Source organism: Paenibacillus shunpengii, assembly GCF_042684905.1.
Taxonomy (GTDB): Bacteria; Bacillota; Bacilli; order Paenibacillales; family Paenibacillaceae; genus Paenibacillus; species Paenibacillus shunpengii.
The window spans coordinates 1-21,104 of record NZ_JBHUMJ010000011.1; the positions used below are offsets into that span (position 1 = coordinate 1).

18 protein-coding genes and 1 rRNA gene are annotated in these 21,104 nt (G+C 42.9%); 1 reads left to right on the forward strand and 18 read right to left on the reverse strand.

The window, feature by feature from the left end; all coding sequences use genetic code 11:
• The 7 genes from ACFSVM_RS22085 to ACFSVM_RS22115 all read right to left on the reverse strand — a co-directional run.
• A 16S ribosomal RNA gene (locus tag ACFSVM_RS22085) occupies positions 1-70 on the reverse strand; the annotation flags it as partial.
• A gap of 386 nt (positions 71-456) precedes the next feature.
• Complete coding sequence (gene ligA / locus ACFSVM_RS22090; RefSeq protein WP_076314582.1) at positions 457-2,472, reverse strand: NAD-dependent DNA ligase LigA; 2,016 nt, start codon at positions 2,470-2,472, stop codon at positions 457-459.
• Positions 2,473-2,706: 234 nt separating this feature from the next.
• On the reverse strand, positions 2,707-5,028 hold the full coding sequence (gene pcrA, locus ACFSVM_RS22095) for a DNA helicase PcrA (RefSeq protein ID WP_379264588.1): 2,322 nt from the start codon (positions 5,026-5,028) through the stop codon (positions 2,707-2,709).
• Positions 5,029-5,068: 40 nt separating this feature from the next.
• Complete coding sequence (locus tag ACFSVM_RS22100) at positions 5,069-5,779, reverse strand: heptaprenylglyceryl phosphate synthase (protein ID WP_076314580.1); 711 nt, start codon at positions 5,777-5,779, stop codon at positions 5,069-5,071.
• A gap of 290 nt (positions 5,780-6,069) precedes the next feature.
• Positions 6,070-6,546 (reverse strand): hypothetical protein, encoded by a 477-nt coding sequence (locus tag ACFSVM_RS22105; RefSeq protein WP_090724573.1) that lies wholly within the window; start codon positions 6,544-6,546, stop codon positions 6,070-6,072.
• Positions 6,547-6,798: 252 nt separating this feature from the next.
• On the reverse strand, positions 6,799-9,357 hold the full coding sequence (locus ACFSVM_RS22110; RefSeq protein WP_379264592.1) for a diguanylate cyclase domain-containing protein: 2,559 nt from the start codon (positions 9,355-9,357) through the stop codon (positions 6,799-6,801).
• 18 nt (positions 9,358-9,375) lie between these two features.
• Entirely contained in the window at positions 9,376-9,972 is a 597-nt protein-coding gene (locus ACFSVM_RS22115) for a biliverdin-producing heme oxygenase (protein ID WP_090724576.1), read from the reverse strand.
• Between the two features lie 196 nt (positions 9,973-10,168).
• Here ACFSVM_RS22115 and ACFSVM_RS22120 point away from each other — a divergent pair, with 196 nt between their 5' ends.
• Entirely contained in the window at positions 10,169-10,549 is a 381-nt protein-coding gene (locus ACFSVM_RS22120) for a TIGR02328 family protein (RefSeq protein WP_379264594.1), read from the forward strand.
• Positions 10,550-10,672: 123 nt separating this feature from the next.
• Here the strand turns inward: ACFSVM_RS22120 and ACFSVM_RS22125 are convergent, their stop codons facing one another.
• The 11 genes from ACFSVM_RS22125 to ACFSVM_RS22175 all read right to left on the reverse strand — a co-directional run bounded on the left by ACFSVM_RS22125 (position 10,673) and on the right by ACFSVM_RS22175 (position 19,835).
• On the reverse strand, positions 10,673-12,073 hold the full coding sequence (locus tag ACFSVM_RS22125; protein ID WP_090724579.1) for an undecaprenyl-phosphate glucose phosphotransferase: 1,401 nt from the start codon (positions 12,071-12,073) through the stop codon (positions 10,673-10,675).
• Positions 12,070-13,002: a glycosyltransferase family 2 protein gene (locus ACFSVM_RS22130; RefSeq protein ID WP_076314574.1), complete on the reverse strand. Its 933-nt coding sequence runs from the start codon at positions 13,000-13,002 to the stop codon at positions 12,070-12,072. Before ACFSVM_RS22130 ends, ACFSVM_RS22125 begins: the two co-directional genes overlap by 4 nt.
• Before the next feature lie 260 nt (positions 13,003-13,262).
• Entirely contained in the window at positions 13,263-14,123 is an 861-nt protein-coding gene (rfbD, locus tag ACFSVM_RS22135; RefSeq protein ID WP_379264598.1) for a dTDP-4-dehydrorhamnose reductase, read from the reverse strand.
• On the reverse strand, positions 14,123-15,142 hold the full coding sequence (gene rfbB / locus ACFSVM_RS22140) for a dTDP-glucose 4,6-dehydratase (RefSeq protein ID WP_379264600.1): 1,020 nt from the start codon (positions 15,140-15,142) through the stop codon (positions 14,123-14,125). Before rfbB ends, rfbD begins: the two co-directional genes overlap by 1 nt.
• Before the next feature lie 10 nt (positions 15,143-15,152).
• Complete coding sequence (gene rfbC, locus ACFSVM_RS22145) at positions 15,153-15,701, reverse strand: dTDP-4-dehydrorhamnose 3,5-epimerase (protein ID WP_379264602.1); 549 nt, start codon at positions 15,699-15,701, stop codon at positions 15,153-15,155.
• A gap of 12 nt (positions 15,702-15,713) precedes the next feature.
• Positions 15,714-16,457 carry a sugar phosphate nucleotidyltransferase gene (locus tag ACFSVM_RS22150; protein WP_379264604.1) on the reverse strand — a complete coding sequence of 248 codons (744 nt, stop codon included), beginning with the start codon at positions 16,455-16,457 and terminating at the stop codon, positions 15,714-15,716.
• Positions 16,454-16,876: a GtrA family protein gene (locus ACFSVM_RS22155; protein WP_379264606.1), complete on the reverse strand. Its 423-nt coding sequence runs from the start codon at positions 16,874-16,876 to the stop codon at positions 16,454-16,456. Before ACFSVM_RS22155 ends, ACFSVM_RS22150 begins: the two co-directional genes overlap by 4 nt.
• Positions 16,827-17,762 carry a glycosyltransferase family 2 protein gene (locus tag ACFSVM_RS22160; RefSeq protein ID WP_379264608.1) on the reverse strand — a complete coding sequence of 312 codons (936 nt, stop codon included), beginning with the start codon at positions 17,760-17,762 and terminating at the stop codon, positions 16,827-16,829. The genes ACFSVM_RS22155 and ACFSVM_RS22160 overlap by 50 nt, the downstream gene beginning before the upstream one ends.
• Positions 17,743-18,840: a DegT/DnrJ/EryC1/StrS family aminotransferase gene (locus ACFSVM_RS22165; RefSeq protein WP_379264610.1), complete on the reverse strand. Its 1,098-nt coding sequence runs from the start codon at positions 18,838-18,840 to the stop codon at positions 17,743-17,745. The genes ACFSVM_RS22160 and ACFSVM_RS22165 overlap by 20 nt, the downstream gene beginning before the upstream one ends.
• An 18-nt stretch (positions 18,841-18,858) precedes the next feature.
• The gene (locus ACFSVM_RS22170) at positions 18,859-19,428 is read right to left on the reverse strand and encodes an acyltransferase (protein ID WP_379264612.1); all 570 of its coding nucleotides are present in this window, start codon (positions 19,426-19,428) and stop codon (positions 18,859-18,861) included.
• Positions 19,425-19,835 carry a sugar 3,4-ketoisomerase gene (locus ACFSVM_RS22175; RefSeq protein ID WP_379264614.1) on the reverse strand — a complete coding sequence of 137 codons (411 nt, stop codon included), beginning with the start codon at positions 19,833-19,835 and terminating at the stop codon, positions 19,425-19,427. The genes ACFSVM_RS22170 and ACFSVM_RS22175 overlap by 4 nt, the downstream gene beginning before the upstream one ends.
• Positions 19,836-21,104 lie beyond the last annotated feature (1,269 nt).

A 21,104-nucleotide genomic window follows, 5' to 3' on the forward strand; every position in this document is an offset into this window, starting at 1 on the left:
TCCGCTCGACTTGCATGTATTAGGCACGCCGCCAGCGTTCGTCCTGAGCCAGGATCAAACTCTCCAAAAAAGAGAGCGATTAAGCTCATTTAGAAAAACTGACGAGAACGTAATGTTCTCTTAAATTTCATCATCCATTTGTTCAGTTTTCAAAGAACTTGATTCCTTTATCTTAGTCGCTAATTTCTCGCGACTGGATATTTATCATATCATTTCATTGTCGTTGTTGTCAACATCTTTTTTCGACGTTTTTCAACATCTTTCGACAATGTTTTTGTATCGCTTGAAGCGACAAGAAATAATATAACACGTTAAAATTATTTTGACAACCCTTATTTATAAATTAAATTTCATTCTACGGAACTGAGAAAAAAGAAACGCAGCTGTCGACAAAGATCAATACGACAGACTGCGCTTCCACATCTATAACAATACATGCTGGTTAACGATAGAATTCTACTTAAGCTGCAGAAGCTTAACGAATTCATCTTCGTCTTCAATGGTGTCTATACCTAGCTGCTGAGCTTTAGCGAGCTTACTTCCGGCTTTTTCCCCCGCTATGACGAGATCTGTTTTTTTCGATACACTTCCCGTTACTTTTGCGCCCAGCGCCTCAAGTCGTTCGGTAGCCTCTTCTCTCGTTAGCTGATGCAAGGTTCCTGTAAGTACAACGGTCTTCCCACTGAAGAATGAGTCGGTCACAACGACCTGTGCTTCTTCAGGTGCTTTGGCCTCGACTCCAAGAGACAGCATCTTCTCGATACTTGCTTGTATAAATGGATCCTGGAAGAAGGATACGATACTCTCTGCTACGATAAGTCCCACATCAGGAAGCTCCACCAGTTCCTCTACTGTCGCATTCATAATGCGGTGAAGATCGCGGTAATGGTCAGCGAGCATTTTGGTGGTTGATTTTCCGGTGTTCGGGATACCCAAGGCATATAAGAAGGATGCTAGATCTCTGCCTTTGCTCTCTTCGATGGCTGCCAGCAGATTTTTCGCCTTCTTGTCACCGAATCGGGACAACCCAATAAGATCCTCATAAGTCAGGGTGTAGAGCTCTGCCGCTTCTTTTAAGCCTTTTTCATCATGAAGCTGAATTGCCGTCTTGTCACTGAACGTTTCAATGTCCATGGCATCGCGGGAAGCAAAATGAGAGATTCGGGCTACGATTTGCGGCTTGCAGTTCATTTTATTGTTGCAGAATAAATGTGCACCGCGCTCCTCCAGTGGGAACCCGCAAGAAGGACATTCTGTAGGATACACAATCTCTTCTCCATCTGCCTCTTCTGTCACCTTGCCCAAAATCTCCGGGATGACATCATTCGATCGGCGAATAAAGACACGTGTTCCGAGTGCGAACTTCAAGTTCTTACGCTCTATATCGCCAACGTTGTTCAGTGTACAGTTGGATACCGTTACTCCTGCTAGTTCAACCGGTTCAACACGAGCCAGCGGCGTGACTTTTCCTGTTCGTCCCACATTCCAGCTGACCGAGTTCAGTACCGTCGTTGTTTCCTCCGCCTCAAACTTATAGGCAACAGCCCACCGTGGGAATTTATCTGTATAGCCCAATACCTGCCGGGTACGCATATCTGTAAGCTTAATCACCGCTCCATCAATAAGATAGTCCAGCTTATCACGGTTCTCCTGGATTTCCGCGAGACGCTCCATCACATCGTCAAACTCTTGGAAGTAGCTGATATATGGATTTACCTTAAAATGATTGTCGCGCAGAAACTGCATCATTTCTTCATGACTCTCAAATTGAACTGCGTCCGAATAGCCCACATTATAGAAGAAAGCACTGAGCCTGCGCTCTGCTGTTACTTTGGGATTCAGGTTTCGAAGGGCGCCTGCTGCGGCATTACGCGCATTTTTGAGAGGATCGGCTGCCGTCTCGTTATATTTGTTCAGCACGGAGAGATTCATAATCCCTTCACCTTGAACCTCAATCGTACCGTCGGTGTATGGAATGGTCAGCGGTACAGACTTGATCGTTTTTACTTGCGCCAAAATCCCTTCACCTGTAACTCCATTTCCCCGGGTCGAGGCTTGAACAAGCTGCCCATCCGTGTAGGTCAAATTCAATGTGAGACCATCAAACTTCAATTCAATCGCATAACCCGGCTCCGGAAGCGGTGTATCGGGATTCTTGCTGTTATAATCCTGAACAAGACGCTGCACTCTGCCGTTCCAGCTTCGAAGCTGTTCAATGTTCTGTGCCTTGTCCAAGCTCCATAGAGGAGATAAATGGCGATGAGGCTTGAAGCCTTTGAGGAGCTCGCCTCCCACACGCTGAGTCGGAGAATCGGGCAGTACAATCCCGCTTTGCGTCTCCAGCGATACCAGCTCATCGTACAAAACATCATATTCTTTATCACTAATCTTGGGCTTATCCAGCGTGTAATAGTGATAGTTGTACTCATTCAGCTCTTTTACGAGCTGCTCCAATCGATGCATTGGATCCATGTAGGGCTATCCCTCCGTGAAAATAAATTAAAATAATTATGTAAGGTCCGTGAGAAGCCAAACTCATGCACTGCCAGAATATGCTGCTAGATAATCTCATTCTGCCCTACAGATATTGCCTTCTCACGGGTACCTTCATTAAATGGTGAACTCACCTATGATGTTCAGTTTAAATTCTATAGCTTGAACGGTTAATCAGCAAAAAGCTATGCGCACACAGCCTTGCCACCCTTATTATTCCACTTTGGTTATCGGCGCAAAACCGGCGAGCAGACGTTTTACACCAACCGGGGCAGGAAAAGCAATCTGCAGCTCCATGTCATTGCCTGCACCTTTAATAGAAACAATCGTTCCTGTCCCCCATTTACCATGCTGTACTTTGTCTCCTGCGGCGAAGTCCTTCGAGCCACTGCCTGCCGTACTTGCAGCTGCACTTGATCTCCCCGTAGTAACAGATACTTTGGAAGCCGCTGCCGAAGCTGTGGAACCACCAAAGCCTGTGCTGGTTCGTGACCCTCCAAAGTTGCTTCCCCCTCCAGAGAATCCGCGTCCTCCATAGGAACCGCCAGCATTGGTGCCTCCTCCGCGGCGATAGCGGTCCTGGGCTATTTTCGTATCCTCCTTGAGATCTTCCGGAATCTCATCCAGGAAGCGAGAAGGCGGGTTCGCTGTCGTCCGTCCGAACAACGTCCGCATTTGAGCACAGGACAAGAAGAGCTGCTGTTCCGCACGCGTAATCCCTACATAGGCAAGGCGACGCTCCTCTTCAAGCTCCTCCTCATCCATAAAGGTCCGGCTGTGCGGGAACACACCTTCCTCCATCCCGATAATGAAGACAACCGGAAACTCAAGCCCCTTGGCACTGTGCATCGTCATCAGAACGACTGCATCGTCCTGCTCTTCCTCATCATCATTCATGCTGTCAATGTCAGCGATCAGAGCAAGATCCGTTAGGAACGAAACGAGCGACTTATCTTCGTTGTTCTTCTCGAATTCCATCGTCACAGACAGGAACTCATCTATATTTTCAAGTCTGGCCTTGGACTCCAGTGTATTCTCGTTCTGGAACTCCAGACGATACTGGCTCATCTCCAGTATTTTTTCCGTCAGCTCCGTTACCGATAGATACTCAACCATCCGATGCAGGGCCGCAATCATATCATAAAATTCAACAAGCGCATTGCGTGTACGTCCAGCAAACCCCAGATCATCAACTACCTCAAGCACCTTGAAAATGGACACGCCTCTCTCCCCTGCTGCGGCAGCGAGCTTGCCAACGGTCGTATCACCAATGCCGCGTTTAGGCACATTAATAATTCGCGTGAGGCTGATATCGTCATCAGGGTTCGATAGAAGGCGCAAATAAGCAAGGACGTCCTTGATCTCTTTACGGTCATAGAACTTAATCCCGCCGACGATTTGGTAAGGAATATCGGACTTAATCAATATTTCCTCGATTACCCGGGACTGTGCGTTGGTCCGATACAATATTGCATGATCCTGGTAGCTCTTGCCCTTATTGACGTTCTTACTGATCTCTGACGTAACAAAGTATCCTTCGTCATGCTCGGAATCTGCACGGTAGACCTTAATCTTGTCTCCGCCCGTCTTATCCGTCCACAGCTTCTTCGGCTTGCGTCCCGAATTAAGTGCGATGACAGCATTAGCTGCGTCCAGAATGTTAGAGGTGGAACGATAATTCTGCTCCAGCAGAATCGTACGAGCTTCCGGATAATCCTCTTCAAAGTTCAAAATATTGCTGATATCCGCACCGCGCCAACGATAAATCGACTGGTCACTATCACCTACAACGCATATACGGTGATGCTTGTCCGCCAGCATCCGAGTTAACATATATTGTGCACGGTTTGTATCCTGATACTCGTCCACATGGATGTATTGGAATTTCTTCTGATAAAAATCAAGCACTTCAGGCACTTCTTTGAAGAGCTGAATGGTCGTCATGATGAGGTCATCGAAATCAAGCGAGTTGTTCGCTTTCAGCCGTTTTTGGTACATCGTGTATACTTTCGCCACAATACCTTCAAAATAATCGCCGATCTTCGCTTCATACTGTGCCGGAGTGACCAATTCATTCTTCGCGGTGCTCATGGCAGACTGAATCGCTTTGGGTTCAAATTTCTTCGTATCGATGTTCAAATCCTTCATGCAATTACGAATAACCGACAGCTGATCTGCCGAGTCTAGAATACTAAAGTTCGAAGTAAATCCGATTCGTTCTATATCGCGGCGCAAAATCCGCACACACATGGAGTGAAACGTGGATACCCATATATCCCGTCCTTCAGAGCCGACGAGCTTGGATACCCGTTCCTGCATCTCCCGTGCTGCCTTATTCGTAAATGTAATGGCGAGAATGCCCCAAGGTGCTGTTTTCTTAGTGGCAATCAAGTAAGCGATACGATGGGTCAACACTCTCGTCTTACCACTGCCTGCGCCGGCCATAATAAGAAGCGGCCCTTCTGTTGTAACAACAGCCTCCCGCTGCGGAGGGTTCAGACGTGCAACAGCGTCCTGTATATTAATGGATTGCATACATGCAAGCCCCTTTCGTTATTGAAGTAAAAAAAGTGCATCACCCGGTTTGTTTGTTCTCACCCGGTTTGACAGCCTGAACCGTAGCAAGCGCTGATGGCAGATCATAATAAACGGCATTACCGACAACAATAGTGTGTGCTGCTTTTGCCGCCTGAGCTGCTGTATCATAATCAACAATTCCGCCGCCATAAAATAGCTGAGACTGGAATGCTGCATGGCGAGCAGCCTCTACCTTTTCCATCTCACCGAAGGTTCCACTGTATTCAATATACACAACAGGCAGATTCATCAGTCTGTCCGCTACCTGTACGTAAGCAGCAACCCCTTCGGCCTCAAGGTCTGTATTCGGAGAAGTCAGCCGCGCTACCGTTGAATCCGGGTTCAATACAATATATCCTTCACACACAATAAGCTCCCAAGGAATCATATACCCAAACTGCTCAATGGCGGCCTGATGCTGTCCGGTGATCCAGCGCGTATCCTGTGCATTCAGCACCATGGGGACCATGTACAGATCAAATCCCGGGACAACCGCCTCAAGGTCAGAAATTTCTTGCACACATGGAAGCTCGTATCTCCGCACCCTGGACAGCAGGTCCACCGTGTTATCGTACGTGACGCCGGAAGAGCCGCCAATCATAATCGCATCGGATCCAGACATGCATACCGCATCAAGCGCCTCATCCGTCAGTTCCCGGTCAGGATCGAGTTTGAAAATATGCTTCCATTCCTTGATCATTTCCTTCAAAATTCCATTCCTCCACGCGAGCAAATCACTACTAAAACAAGTCTATGATAGGGGATAAGGTAAGTCAATGTTCGTATGCGAGGCGAACAAGATTTTTAGCTGGAAACGGAGGATGGAATACCAAAAAACCTGCGCCTTTCTCGCGAAAGAGCAGGTTTACACAGGAACTAGGAAGCCACGGATAGGGAGCTGCCTTAATTACGCTGTCATTGATTTAATTTAACCGGATTAAACATTTGTGCTCTAAACCATTCACTCATTAAATCATTCACTTATGACACAATCCTGCCTCAATACTCACTTACCCGATTGCGGACATATAATTGTTTGGGCTTCTCCGCGTAGAGCTTCTGCAATTCTCTCAGCTCCCGTTTTAATTGAGCATTCTCATCCTTCAGTAGACGAATCTGCTCCTCCGCAACATGAAGCTTATCCTGCAGCTTCTCCTCCAAGGTCCAGTGCTTACGGTTATGTCGCTGTCTGCCCTCATTCATAAGCCCCTTCTCTCCATACTTATCAAAGATCGCCCTCCATCGCTGCAGGCATCTCTTCGGAGTATCGGTACCTATCGCTTCCAAGCAGAAGCCGCCGCGTATAAAAATCTCCCTTGGCCGTATGCCGTCCTGATCTGCCCGTATCGCAGCAATTTTGAAAACGGGTGTGTATGTAATATTCCTGCCCTCTATACTGGACACATTCGGATTATGTCTGAGCTCATACAGCTGGGCCTGTGTAAACTCTTTGGGTCTTCGGGTTGCTTTTGCCATATCCTAAAACCTCACTTACGCTTATGTAATTTATATGATTCTTCCGAGCTATCAAAAAAGACCCGCTAAGAGGCGCGATCTAAGCAGCCTTCCAAGCGAGTTTGAATGGTGTGCTTAAGGACAGCCCCTAAGCTAATTATCTGCAAAATACTTCCAAAAGTTTATAGAGAACCTTAAATTCATCGTGAATTAATGTAGTAACTCATTCATGATGAAATAGAATTGAATGAATCATTTATGAAATAAGTTCCGTTATAGCATCGTAACATTGTTCTTACCTTGGTTTTTGGCTGAACGCAGGGAAGCTTCTGCTTGCTCGAACAAAACATCAGGATGAGTCGTTGCATCGGGCAATATGACCGCTGCACCAACGCTTACGGTCAACCATTCATGATTGTATTCATGTAGACTATGTTGTACAGGGATTTGAAGCGCCTCTACTCCTTGTCTGATCTCTTCTGCCAGGGTCAGCATCACTTCTTTGGTCACATCCTTGAGCCGCAGCCTGAATTTGCCGCCGCTTCTTCTACAAATGGAAGCATGATATTCTTCCCTTTCTCCAAGTACTCTCAGGACGTCAGCAACCCATTGCAGACAGAGATCTCCGTTCTTAAGCCCATGGGTAAGATTGTACGTACGAAAATCATCTACATCAATCATGAGCAGCCCCATGGAGTATTTTTCTACTATACAGCTCTCCCATTCCTGACACAGCTCTCTATCAAAAACAGAGCAGATCGAAAGTCCTGTGAGCGAATCGGTAACAAGATAGCTTTTGAGCTGATCTGTCATTTCCGCATATTCCTTTTTGTCACTACTGGATACACCCTGATGGATTAGAATCATAAAGGACGGCTCGCCCCCATGCATAACAGAAGCCAGCGTATACTCCAGAAGGAGTGAATCACCATCAGCCTGTTTGAAATAAGATTTGCCTGTAATCAGCTCAGTATTTCCCGTATCAAGCTCTTCCATCTTCTGATGAAAACCATCCTTTGATGAATCAGCGATATAATGATGAAACGCTTTGCCGTTCAGCTCTTCTGTTGACTCGTAGCCAAGCTGCTGTGCTGCTTTAGAATTACAGTATATGATCTTGCCTTGGGTTACCGTAAAAAATCCGACCGGAGACAGCTCCATCAGCTGCAAATACCGGTGTTCATTATCTCGAAGAATGCGGGCATTTTGAATCGCTTCTACTTCCATCTGTCTGAGCTGATTCTCTGTCTGGCTCCGAACAATACTTTTTAGCTCAGGGAGAATATTCAGCTCCTTGCTCAGCCAAGGATACGAAGTTGATTCTACTACCTCTCGCCATTTTTCAAAAGATTTGCGGGGAGACAAGCGGTATCCGTCGTCTGCTTTTATGACCGCTTTCGCTGGATCGCCTGCCCAATCCACGGTCTGAAGCACCTCGGCTCTGAACCAAATGATATAATCCCGATGCATTTGGTCCATAGACAGATAGAGCACTCCAGAGCCTACTTTTTTGTATTTCTCAGCTGGAGGATACTCTGCACTCAGCTTCGAAGAATGATAGGTATAGTCCTTCGCTTGACTCGAAAGCCAGTCTGCCAGATCTCGAACCTGTTCAGCAGAAGGCGTCTTCCCATAAAACATGAGATCATTCTGATACGATACGACCACTCCTGATGCTTTCATCAGATGAAGCAAAGACTCCTGCTCCTTATCCAAATCCGCAATCACACGGTTTGAGCTTGTATTGCCAATAAAGATCTGCACAATTCGCGAAGCGGTCTGTCTCAGCTTAATCTCTTCCTGATAATCATCCAGCTGCTGACGCTGAACCAATTCACTGCTGAAGAAAGCACCCAAAAAATTACACAGGTTCCTTATACGGTGGGGCACATATTTAGGAGAATAGTGATGACACGTAATCAGTCCCCACAGCTCGCCATCATGAATCAGAGATATCGTTACCGTGGCCTGGACTCCCATGTTCTGCAGATATTCAATGTGCATGGGAGATACACTTCTGAGCACAGACAGGCTGAGGTTCAGCGGTTTACCTGTCAATGGCTGCACAGTCGGCACAATCGGCACAGGTGCATAATCTACGTCAACAATCGTTCTAAGCCAGTTGCGGAGGTAGAGCTCACGGGCTTGTCTCGGAATATCGGAGGCTGGATAGTGATGACCCAAAAAAGGTTCCAGCCCCACTTCCCTCGCTTCCGCTATAACCTTACCATTCCACTGCTCATCAAATTCATAGACCATGACCCGGTCGTACCCAAGCATCTCCTTCACTTGTTCAGCAACCACCTGGCTGGCCTCATATCTCGTACTGGTACGCTTAACTCGACTGAAGAAGTTATGAATCCAGTTATAATCATTCGTCGTAGACGGCTCTTCTTGAGCCGGCTCAAGCTCTAATATAATCAGACCTTCGCTGGAATGAGCGATGCCAAAGAAACGATCATCTGTATCACCAGCGTTAATCTTTAAACTCATATATTGCAGATCTGACGTATCACTCGCGCTTAAATTACGATCAATCAGCTCTTGCAGTGACTCCCCGCCAATGAGATCTGCAACCGGTGTTCCGATCAGCTCCTCCGCTTTTCGTCCGAAAAATTCAAAGGTATTGGCACTGCATTGCACAATCGTATGGGGAGATTCACCCAACACGGAGATCAAAACCCCATGCGGCTGAATCATTCCCGGAATGTGTATCGGCTCCTTCTCACAATTGGTCAGGTCTATAGGCTCACCCGGATCGAGTTCCTCTTGTGAATTGTACAGTGTTCGATTCAATAACTGGTCATCCTGGTAATCCCCGGTTCCTGACATTGTCGTAAGATCCTCCCTTTATAATTGGCTACCAGCAGTACGGCTGATAAGCCATTGATTGAGCAATCGGAAGGTCTCTTTTGCCGTACCAACGATTATCTCGCGATCCGCACCGGCTTCAACAGCCGTGTTCATCGTCTCACTTAATTCTTTCCACTGCGTACGTGTATCTTGTCCATAAGCATTAAAATAAGAGAGTCCCGCTCCTGGCTCCAGGGCAAGATGGTCCTTCAGCTTACGGGTGATGATCTGTCCTCCCAGCGTGGAGCCTTCAATGACATATAGATAACCCAGCAGCTGTTCGGTTGAAGCGATCTCGGGAATGTCATGGCAGATGGGAATCTGCTCTCTATTTGAAGAGATGAATGCCAGATCCTGCTCCAGCAGTGGTGATTTGGCACGGTGCTTCATATCGATGCCGAGCTCCTGGACACCATCTATCTTTGCAATTTGCTGTTCAATCGGCAGAATAAAGCCGTAAAATTTCTCTAGATACGCCTGGTATTCGGCTGTAGTAAGGGTATGGTTCATAATGGCTGTGGCGTAATCATTTTGCTCAATCTGATCATGATCCTCCGCCGTTTCTTTTCTGAGCTGTTCCATAATGGTTGTCATATCCACGAACCTCCCTATTCCTATAAAATTAAAAATATAGATCAAAATCCAATTCTTTCAGTATAAACAATGTTTGTCGAAAAAACGATAGATTTTCAAATAACCCCATAGGAAGATGTTTGCCATTGACCTGCTTAAATCCTCTCGCCTATGCTTATATAAATAGAAATAAACGATGATTGGGTGAGAAATATAAATGCGTTTGTGGCATGAAGATCTAATCCGTGTGCTCCCGAGACCCCAGCTGCTGGGACAGCACCGGGAATGCTGCGCCCTGCGGGGCGGCGGATGGGGCAAGAAACACGCGACCGTGAATTATGTGTTTAACTATCATCCGCTGAAGCTGGTTCGTTACCACATTTTAATTATGGAAGAAATGAAAAACCGAGGATACAACGTAGACAGCCTATGGGAGAATCCCGCTTATCGCGGAAAGCAGACCGATTCTTGGGATTGGGCGGAAGCATACGATGTGATGTCCCATGCGCGGTATGATGAGCATGACGATGCCTACATGAAGGAGTGTCTGGATAATCTTGCAGAGAAGGGCATTATTCTTGAAGTGGGTGTGAAGTAGGCCGACAGTTTAAGGTAATAGGTAGAGGGAGATATTTTGACTTAGATAGAGGCAAGTAATAAGGACGGTAAAAAAAGATGGCGTTCTCTTGGAGCAAGAGTCTGCCATCTTTTTTCATAGCTTTCAGTATGCGTTCTTAAATCCATTAAGGATGGTCTTAAAAATAATTTTGATGTCAAACAGCAGGGACCAATTCTCAATATAGAAAATATCCTGCTCGATCCGGTCCTGAATAGAAGTGTCTCCACGTAGTCCCTGGCTCTGGGCAAGCCCAGTAATCCCTGGACGCACATGATGCTTAATCATGTATTTTGGAATTTCCTCCTTGAACTGATTCACAAAGTACGGACGCTCCGGACGCGGACCAACCACACTCATATGTCCGAGCAGTACGTTGAAGAACTGTGGAAGCTCATCTAGACTCGTAGCTCTTATGAAGGAGCCGAATCTCGTGCGTCTCGGGTCATTGCGAGTAGTCCAGCCGGTGTCCACCATTCCCTCTGGAAGCAGCTTCATCGAGCGAAACTTGTACATATGGAATGTTCTGCGGTTCAGGCCCACACGCTCTTGTTTAAAAATAATCGGTCCAGGTGAAGTCAGCTTCACCCCCAGCGCAACAAGCAGCATCAATGGGAGGGTAATGATAATGGCCAGTATGGAAAAGACGATATCGAACACCCGCTTGACCAATCGGTTCATCGTCAGATCGAGCGGAATGTCTCTTACGTTGATAAGCGGCATGCCGGCAAAGTAATCAAACATCGGGCGCGCTGGCAAATAATCAAAAAAGTCCGGGATGATTAAGGTGCGGACACCTGCTTTTTCACATGTGTTAATAATCTCCGGATATTTGCTGTGTGCATCCAGCGGGAGAGCGAGTACAACTTCATCGATCAAATGTTTAGTAAGAATGGCTGACAGATCATCCATCGAGCCTAGAATCGGCTTGAAATGCTTCTGCTCGTCCGTATCCCACTTCCGATAATCGTCCAGAAAGCCAATGACCTCATAACCTAAGTCAGGATACTGTCGCAAATTATTGTAGAATGTTCGGCCAAGAGAGCCCGCTCCTAGAATGAGCATAAACTGACGATTGTACCCTTTTTGACGTAAGGACTTAAGAATCTGTTTTAATACATAGCGGTACAGCAGGGTAAAGGTAATGTTCCCGATCATGTACATTCCCAGATAGGCACGGGAAATATCCACTTCTTTGAAGAAAAACATCAAGCTTAACAAAATGAATAAGCTGATTAAATGAATCTCGATAATTTTCCAAAAATCCTCGGCATACCGCTTCTTACGCTTAGGCGTGTATAAAGATACTAGAAAACCAATGATAATGGCAACTGCTCCATATACAAGGCTCCACAGCGTATAAGTTTCGAGAGGTACGGACACATCGTATGGCAGCAATCCACTCTCAAACTTCAGCCACCAGGCGAGTAAAAAAGAAAGCTGTATAATGAAGAAATCCACACCGACATACAGCTGTGTTAACAACTGCTGATTTCTGCGGATCATAAGTTCACCTCATTGCGAGAAGACTTTCCGGTTAATTGAGGCTCTGACTCTCCCCTGCTAACAAACCGGGCCAATCCATTTTTAAAGAAAGATGCTGCGAGTTTGACGCCAATTCCGCTATACACGGCTGCATTTGTCACTACACTATATTTCGCTTGGTAATGCTTCTGATGAAATATCCACATAGCTCTATGAAATTCGTAGATGATCTTGGCTGGCTTTCTTCGAGAACTGGCGCCTTTGTAGTGAATAATATATGTATATGGGTAGTAGTGAATGTCCCAGTCCGCTTGCTTGATCCGGTAGCACCAGTCTATATCTTCGCCGTACATAAAGAAGGTCTCGTCCAGACCTCCCACCTGCTCTATAGCTTCTCGCCTTACCAGCATAAATGCCCCTACTAGGCAATCGATAGGATAAGCTTGATCCGGGTCCAGATGTCCCAGCTGGTATTGATTATACTTCGGGTTATCGGGAAACAGCTTCGAAATGCCAAATGCATAATAGAATGACGCAGAAGGCGTCGGGAAGCCTCTCTTGCAGGCCTTATCCAGCGATCCATCCGGCAAAATAATCTTGCAGCCCGCTGCTCCTACCTTCTTATTCTCCGGGGCATCCATGAAGGATAGCATCGTTTGCAAAGTGTCCTGCTGTACGACGGTATCCGAATTGAGCAGAAGTGAATATCGGCCACTAGCTATCGCGAGCCCCTGATTGTTCGCTTTCGCAAATCCTGTATTCTCTTGGTTGGCTATTAGGCGAACCTCTGGAAACTGTTCAGCAACTGCTTCAACGGTACCGTCGCTAGAATGGTTATCTATTAAAATGATTTCGTAGGCATACTCCGTTCTGGATTCATATACAGATGCAATGCAATCCAGCGTTAGCTGCCTCGTATTGTAATTCACGATGATAATGCTAAGATCCATGAGAAATCTCCTGACAAATTGTACTAATATATCGACAATTATAGCACATCCTACGTGATTTCAGGTAAAATTGTAAAACTTATGCACGAGTTTGTACGTCACGCAAACATTCATTGCATATTTGAATCGTTAAAATGAGAATGGAGATTTAATATCTTTATAACTGAAGAGACTCTTTAGCATCTTTTGTTATTGACGAGGATTAAATAATTTTATAACTAAAATAAGCTGGTTCCAGTAAGCACCGAAACCAGCTTATTTTAGTTTTTTAATTCGAAAAGGAATGCTCTCAAACCATCTTGCCAAGATCTGATATCCAAAAATCCATTTGCTCTAATAGCCATATGCTCCATGACTGAGTTTTTTGGTCGAGGAGCCGGCCGAGGAAAATCTTCTGTAGTACAAGGAATTAGGTTAGCATTGATAGGAAAACCCAGCTTTTTGGCTTCAGAGAAGATTTCTTGAGTAAACTCGTACCACGTACATTTACCACTATTAGATGCATGATAAATCCCGAATTTATTTGTTAGGATCAATTCGATAATAAAATTAGCTAGATCTAGCGTATAAGTCGGAGATCCCGTTTGGTCGTTTACAACCTTTACTTCGGGTTTATTCTGCCCTAGTTGCAGCATTGTCTTTACAAAGTTACTGCCATACAAACCATAGACCCAGGAAGTTCGAACAATAAAATGTTTCGTCGAGAAGTTTTGTACCACGACTTCTCCAGCAAGCTTGGTTTTACCGTACACGCTTTTCGGATTTGTACTGTCATATTCAACATATGTATTTGAAGATAATCCATCAAACACATAATCCGTACTTATATATACCAGTTTAGCTCCTACGCTCTCAGCAGCAATCGCTATATTTCGTGTTCCTATACAATTCACTTTGTATGCCAAGTCCGCTTCTTCTTCTGCCTTGTCAACTGCCGTAAACGCTGCACAGTGTATTACTACATCCGGTCTATAGTCCTGAATTTTCCTATCACAGATTACTTCATCTGTGATATCTAATTCATCTCGGTTACAGCCCAGTACATTCTGACCGGCATTAGTTAATGCAAGAACAACCTCTCTTCCGAGCTGACCAGATGCTCCAGTGACTAGCACTCTCATTAAATTTCACCAAGTCGTTTAGAATATTGTTTGTCGTAATATTCCTTGTATTGTCCTGATTGAATGGTATTCCACCATTCCTTATTGTCTAGGTACCACGCTATCGTTGCTTTGATGCCCGTTTCAAAGTTATACTTTGGCTGCCAGCCTAGTTCATCCGTAATTTTAGTTGCATCAATTCCATATCTACGGTCATGCCCAGGTCGGTCCGCAACATAACTGATAAGAGATTCCGGCTTGTTCAGAGCAGCAAGGATTTCCTTTACAATATAAATATTTGTACGTTCATTATTGCCGCCTATATTATATACTTCTCCATTACGTCCTTGGTGGATTACTAAATCAACAGCGCTACAGTGATCTTCAACGTATAACCAGTCACGGATATTAAGCCCATCCCCATAAACAGGAAGCGTCTTATCATTTAAAGCATTGGAAATAATCAGCGGTATTAACTTTTCAGGGAATTGATAAGGTCCATAATTGTTAGAGCACCGGGTTATATTGACGGGTAAATTAAAGGTCTCGTGATAAGCCCTAACCAGCAAATCACCACCTGCTTTACTAGCAGAATATGGACTGTTTGGTGATAACGGTGTATCTTCAGAGAATAATCCTGTTTCCCCTAATGATCCGTACACTTCATCCGTTGAAACTTGAACATATTTTTTAACTCCATATTTTTTGGAAGCCTCCAGCAATACTTGTGTTCCAAGAACGTTGGTCTTCACAAAAATATCTGGCTGGAGTATGCTTCGATCCACATGCGACTCGGCAGCGAAATTGACGACTATATCAACACCTTCTGAAAAGACGTTTTCTACAGACTTCACATCTGTAATATCTGCCTTAATAAATTTATAATTCTTATTACCTTCTACAGATTTAAGATTCTCCAAATTACCCGCATAAGTCAATGCATCCAAATTGATAATTTGATAATCTGGATACTTTTTAAGCATATATATGACAAAGTTACTACCAATAAATCCAGCTCCACCGGTTACTAAAACCTTCATCGTTTTCCCCCTAAGTGAAATTAATTTCTGCATCTTTCAAGCATGGATGTTTCTTATCCTTATCGGACAGTATAGGTGTAGATGTCGGCCAATCTATTTCTAAATCCGGGTCATTCCAAAGGATGCCTCGGTCATGTTCCGGCGAATAATAATCATCCACTTTGTAAATAACCTCAGTATTAGGCACCAAAGTACAAAAACCATGTGCAAATCCTTGTGGGACCAATAACTGACGATAATTATATTCACTCAAGATAATACCGATCCATTTTCCATAAGTACCGGAATTTTTCCGAATATCCACAATAACATCATAAATTGCGCCTGATGTAACCCTGACTAATTTTGTTTGTGATTTTGGATTTAACTGATAGTGCAAACCTCTAATGACTCCTACTTCTTTAGATAGGGAATGATTATCTTGTATAAATGAATAATTCAACCCTTCTTTTTGATGATTATATTGATTATAGCTTTCCATAAAAAAGCCTCGATTGTCTTTGTGCACAATAGGATCAATTACAAATGCACCTTGCAATTTTAATGGAGTCACTTTCATTTTATTTTCTCCTTATAGTTTCAATTTCCCCATTTCCACACCAAATGTGATATCTTTCGCTAGCTCATTTGCTCGTGATAATGATGTGTGTGTACCTGCGTCAGTCCACCATCCTTGAAGTATATCAAATGTTAACTGACCTTTTCTAATGTATGCATTGTTAACGTCTGTTATTTCTAATTCGCCACGACTTGAAGGCCTCAAGGTCTTAATAATATCGAATACCGCATCATCAAACATATATATTCCAGTTACTGCAAAGTCGCTCTTTGGCTGTGCAGGCTTTTCTTCAATCGAAATAATGTTATCACCACTAAGCTCAGCAACTCCAAATCGATGCGGATCATCAACTTTTTGAAGCAATAATTTTGCCCCTGCTCCTTGATTCCTGAACTTTTCAACATATGGCGAGATGTCATCCTCAAACACGTTATCCCCTAAAATGACGATCATCTTATCATTTCCAACATATTGTTCGGCAAGATCCAGAGCTTGTGCTATTCCTCCAGCCTCATCCTGCACCTTGTATGTAAAATTAACTTCCATTTCTCGCCCACTGCCAAGTAGGTTAACGACATCTCCCATATGCTCTTTTCCTGTCACTACAAGGATATCTGTAACATCGGCTTCCTTTAGTTTTTGTATACTATGAAAAATCATTGGATATTTACCAACAGGGAGCAAATGTTTATTTGTTACTTTTGTTAAAGGATACAGTCTTGAGCCTGTTCCTCCCGCTAGAATTATACCTTTCATTCGTGCACTTCCCTTCCTTTTCCTTTAATTATAAGCTTAGATATGACAAAAGTTATTGGCATAGAAATAATAATAACGATTAGAGGTACAAGCAAAGGAGAAACTTGCAGTTTCTCGACGAATAAATATACCATAACAATATTAATTAGATACTGAATCAAATACACGACAGGAAATTTCAAAAACTTTATAAAAGATATCTTCTCCTTAAAAACGAAGACCGAATTCAAATAATAGGATAGAAAGATTCCTGAGACATACGAAATGGTATAAGATAGCGAGTATCCCAAAAACATCAGTAATAGAAGATAAAATATATAGGTTACTAGTGTATTAATCCCACCACTTATCACGAACTTAAAGAACTCTTTACTGATAAGTTTCGTCAACCACGTATGACGGCCGTTCTCTGCTCTCATCCAATATCCTCCAAAGATACTCACCAATAATCCCTAGCATAACCATGATAATTCCCAGCAAAAAAGTAATTAACGCTATAATTGTAGTCCAGCCCTGCAAATCGATGATACCAAAGAGGGTACTAATTATAACGACCCCCCCGTAAAGTATACTCAACACCGCAGTGAGCAATCCTATAAATGACATAAATCGGATAGGGGCATAGGAGAAGCTGACAAAAGAATCCACAAACAGTTTTACCTTCTTAGCAAGAGTCCACTTGGATTTTCCCAACTTGCGCTCTTGTCTCACATAAGGGATAACAGCTCTATCATGTCCCAGCCAATAGATAAGACTCATTATGTTTGTATTTTTTTCATGTATGTCCAGTACTTCCTTAACAACTTGCCGATCTATCAGTAAAAAGTCAAATCCACCCTCTGGGTAACCCTTTAAAGCAAACCTTCTTAACAAAGCATAATACGTATTGGAGAAGAGCTTTTGGGAAAAGGATTCCTCTCTATCAGATCTGGTCCCCAATACAACCTTTTTACCGACTCTCCATTGCTCTATCATATCTTTAAACAATTCTGGAGGATCCTGCAAATCGGCAGCTATAATTCCCACGCAGTCACCAGTACTATATTTCAAACCTGCTTCTATTGCAGACATCGAGCCAAAATTTTTGCTTAGCTTTATGACTTTAATACGTGAATCCTCTTCTCTCGCCTCTAACAGCAAACTGAGTGATTTATCCTTAGAACCATCATCCACAAATATAAATTCAAATTCACAATCCGGGATGATTCGTTCTAAGCTTTGTAATCGCGGTATAGTGTGAGGTATGTTTAATTCATTAAAATACACAGGCACTACAATTGAGAACTTAAGTCGGTTTGTACTCATTGACTACCTCCACCACTCGTTGCACATCCTTCATCTCCATTACCGGACTGATCGGCAGACTGACCACTTCAGAATGGATCTTTTCTGAGAGCTCGTAACTTTCTCCATTCCATTCCTTGTATGCTTGTTGCTTATGAGGCGCTATAGGATAATGGATCATGGTCTGAACCCCGTTTTCGCCCATATAATCAACAAAATCCTGACGATTCGTTGTACGTATTACAAAAACATGCCATACATGAGAGGTTTCCTGATATTCAACAAAAGGCAATATAATATGAGGATTTGTAATATGATTCAGGTAATAGAGGGCTATGTCTCTCCGAGTGTTATTCTCGCTGTCCAGTTGCTCTAATTTTGCTTGCAATATGGGCGCCTGGAGTTCGTCCAGTCTACTGTTGTACCCTTTATACATATTTTCATATTTTCTGTGAGAGCCATAATTCCTTAAAGCGATAATTGTCTTGTATAACTCATCATCATTCGTTGTAATTGCCCCTGCATCACCTAATGCACCTAAATTCTTACCTGGATAAAAACTAAAAGCAGCAGCATCTCCAAGATTGCCAACCTTTATATCGTGATAAACAGCCCCATGTGCTTGAGCACAGTCCTCTATTATCTTAAGATTATGTTTTTTCGCTATTTCATAGATGGGATTCATATTGCATGCTTGTCCATACAAGTGTACAACCATAATAGCCTTTGTTCTGGGACTGATACTTTCTTCAATTTTGTGCGGATCAATATTATACGTTCTTAAATCGGGCTCTACTAAGACAGGTTTTGCACCGTTAGCAGAAACGGACAGAATAGATGCAATATACGTATTCGAAGGAACGATGACTTCGTCACCCGGACCAATATCATACGCTTTGATAATTAGTTCCAATGCATCAAGGCCATTGGCGACACCAATTGCATATTTTGTTTCACAATACTCGGCAAATGCCTGCTCAAATTTTCTTACTTCTTCACCAAGTACATACCAACCTGAATGTAAAACCTTCTTAACACCTTCTACAATTGCTTCTTCATATTTTAGGTTAATTTTCTTCAAATCTAAAAATGGAATCATTTTATATTCACCTGTTCCTTAGGAGTCTTTGGTGTCTCTTTCGCTAATAATACCTTCGTTAATCATATATTCCTTACCGCAGGATTCACATTCCAATTGCTTATTAAGCTTCTCGCCACAATTGCATATGTATGACTGAAACCTTGCAGGATTACCAAACCAGAGAGTGTTATTGGGTACGTCTTTCGTAACAACCGAGCCTGCACCTACCATTGCGTATCTCCCTATCTTGACGCCGCCAATGATCGTCGAATTAGCTCCAATGGATGCCCAATCTTCCAGATGTGTCTTTAAGAATTCTGATGGATACTGTTTAGATCTTGGTCTCATATCGTTTGTAAACGTGACATTCGGGCCTATAAATACGTTATCCCCTACGCGCAGTCCATCCCATAGATATACTCCGGATTTGACCGTTACGTTATTACCAATGACCACATCATTCTCAATAAAAGTATGATCATTAATATTACAATTACTTCCTACGATGGCTCCTGGAAGGATGTGAGCAAACGCCCAAACTCGGGTATCTTCACCTATATTGTTCGTTTCTACTATAGATCGCGGATGAGTATAATAATTGGTCATGATCCATACACCTCTAAAAACTTATCATAATCGCGAATGTAATCCTCTGCATTATAGAGATGGGATGAAAGTACGAGCAGTACAGCATCTTCTGAAAAATCATACATCTCGTGCCAGTCATTCGGTTCCAATATGAGTACTTTGGTTGGGGAATCTAGTAAAACATCTGTTTTTCTATGGGTATTATCCAAATAAACCTTACAGCTGCCGGAAACACAAATTAGAGCTTGTCTTGTTTTATAATGAGCATGAAAGCCTCTTCGAACTCCCATCTTCGTCCCATAAATATAAAAAACTCTCTTTATCTCAAAAGGGATGGTTTTCATTTCCTCAATTACTGTTAATAACCCTCTCTCATCGCCGAGTTCATTTACAGTCATAAGCTCACTGCTCTCAATAATATTCATGTCAGCCTCCTATTAGCTTAGAAAATATGCAAACCAATCGATTCTTCCTGCCCGTTCATCTAAAGTAAAGGATAAGTAGAACAGTACAAGCGTTATGAAGATATATGAGAATATAAGCATTGCTTTTTTATTGAATTTAGAATTTGATAAATTCCATTCAGAAATTAGTTTTCCTATTCCTAATCCAGAGAAAGGCAACATTATCATGAACAACGGATATCCAAATTTCGATTCAACTACAGTTGAACCTATGAAAAGCCAGTAAATGATGAAGGAAATCATGAGTGAAAGCCCCAAGAACCACTCATGAGCCTGTTTGTTTTTTTTGGAGAAGAATGCGTAAACCCCATAAAGGGCAATAATCCAATACAAATATATAAATATCGAGCCTAACAGCCTGCTTATTGGATACCACTCAGTAATATACGTATCGATATAACCCCAATCAATTGCTCCAAAAAGATGAGTAAAGTAAGTTGCTAGGAAAATATGAGGCTTATTAAGTATTAAATCGTTTATTTTCGCCTGAATTTATAGCATATGGTGATTTAAACACGAGTCCAGGTTCCTCATCGGGAATGACCACAGTTCCATATTTAAGGTAACTTGCCGCTAGCTGGCTTTGGAATTCATATAAATCTTCATGAATTAATGGAGTCCAGTCATCATACTGTGTAACATTGTTGTACAATTGTGAAATCATGAGCACCAATGCTACTAATCCTGCCAAAATACATCGCAAAAACTTATGTCTTTTAGCAAAACTTTCTTTAAGACATATATAAGCCCTATAACTGGGACCATTACCAGAGAAGAAGGCCTTATCATTACTGCAGCGACTATATATATAAAAGATAAATAGTATGGTCTTCGCTTAGTAAAATCAGCGATTATCACTTGGAGCAATGATAAAATAATTGCATACGTCGCAAGAAGATCCGTTAAGAAAAGAGTTGTTGATTGAACAAGATAAGGATTTAAAAGTCCAAAAGTTATAACGGTTTTTTTGACCACAGGCTTGGAAAACTCCCCTAGAATAGCGTATATAGTATAAACATATACTCCAAACTGAAAGAAGCTTGCAATAATCTTAATTATCTCAATATTTCCATTCGAAAAATGCTAGATAAAGAGATTATTAATGGGTATAGATAAGTCCTTAAAGGTTCAGCTACATTAAATAAACCTTCAGTAAGGATCATCTTACTAACATGGATGTAACCTGTTTCGTCGTAGTAATTCACATCATAGTTTTGAAACAGATAGAAA

What these genes read in the sequence shown, in the direction of transcription:
- ligA (WP_076314582.1), bottom strand. Translation starts at nt 2,472, where the DNA reads ATGGATCCAATGCATCGATTGGAGCAGCTCGTAAAAGAGCTGAATGAG.
- pcrA (WP_379264588.1), bottom strand. Translation starts at nt 5,028, where the DNA reads ATGCAATCCATTAATATACAGGACGCTGTTGCACGTCTGAACCCTCCG.
- ACFSVM_RS22105 (WP_090724573.1), bottom strand. Translation starts at nt 6,546, where the DNA reads ATGGCAAAAGCAACCCGAAGACCCAAAGAGTTTACACAGGCCCAGCTG.
- ACFSVM_RS22110 (WP_379264592.1), bottom strand. Translation starts at nt 9,357, where the DNA reads ATGTCAGGAACCGGGGATTACCAGGATGACCAGTTATTGAATCGAACA.
- ACFSVM_RS22115 (WP_090724576.1), bottom strand. Translation starts at nt 9,972, where the DNA reads ATGACAACCATTATGGAACAGCTCAGAAAAGAAACGGCGGAGGATCAT.
- ACFSVM_RS22120 (WP_379264594.1), top strand. Translation starts at nt 10,169, where the DNA reads ATGCGTTTGTGGCATGAAGATCTAATCCGTGTGCTCCCGAGACCCCAG.
- ACFSVM_RS22125 (WP_090724579.1), bottom strand. Translation starts at nt 12,073, where the DNA reads ATGATCCGCAGAAATCAGCAGTTGTTAACACAGCTGTATGTCGGTGTG.
- ACFSVM_RS22130 (WP_076314574.1), bottom strand. Translation starts at nt 13,002, where the DNA reads ATGGATCTTAGCATTATCATCGTGAATTACAATACGAGGCAGCTAACG.
- rfbD (WP_379264598.1), bottom strand. Translation starts at nt 14,123, where the DNA reads ATGAGAGTGCTAGTCACTGGAGCATCTGGTCAGCTCGGAAGAGAGGTT.
- rfbB (WP_379264600.1), bottom strand. Translation starts at nt 15,142, where the DNA reads ATGAAGGTTTTAGTAACCGGTGGAGCTGGATTTATTGGTAGTAACTTT.
- rfbC (WP_379264602.1), bottom strand. Translation starts at nt 15,701, where the DNA reads ATGAAAGTGACTCCATTAAAATTGCAAGGTGCATTTGTAATTGATCCT.
- ACFSVM_RS22150 (WP_379264604.1), bottom strand. Translation starts at nt 16,457, where the DNA reads ATGAAAGGTATAATTCTAGCGGGAGGAACAGGCTCAAGACTGTATCCT.
- ACFSVM_RS22155 (WP_379264606.1), bottom strand. Translation starts at nt 16,876, where the DNA reads ATGAGAGCAGAGAACGGCCGTCATACGTGGTTGACGAAACTTATCAGT.
- ACFSVM_RS22160 (WP_379264608.1), bottom strand. Translation starts at nt 17,762, where the DNA reads ATGAGTACAAACCGACTTAAGTTCTCAATTGTAGTGCCTGTGTATTTT.
- ACFSVM_RS22165 (WP_379264610.1), bottom strand. Translation starts at nt 18,840, where the DNA reads ATGATTCCATTTTTAGATTTGAAGAAAATTAACCTAAAATATGAAGAA.
- ACFSVM_RS22170 (WP_379264612.1), bottom strand. Translation starts at nt 19,428, where the DNA reads ATGACCAATTATTATACTCATCCGCGATCTATAGTAGAAACGAACAAT.
- ACFSVM_RS22175 (WP_379264614.1), bottom strand. Translation starts at nt 19,835, where the DNA reads ATGAATATTATTGAGAGCAGTGAGCTTATGACTGTAAATGAACTCGGC.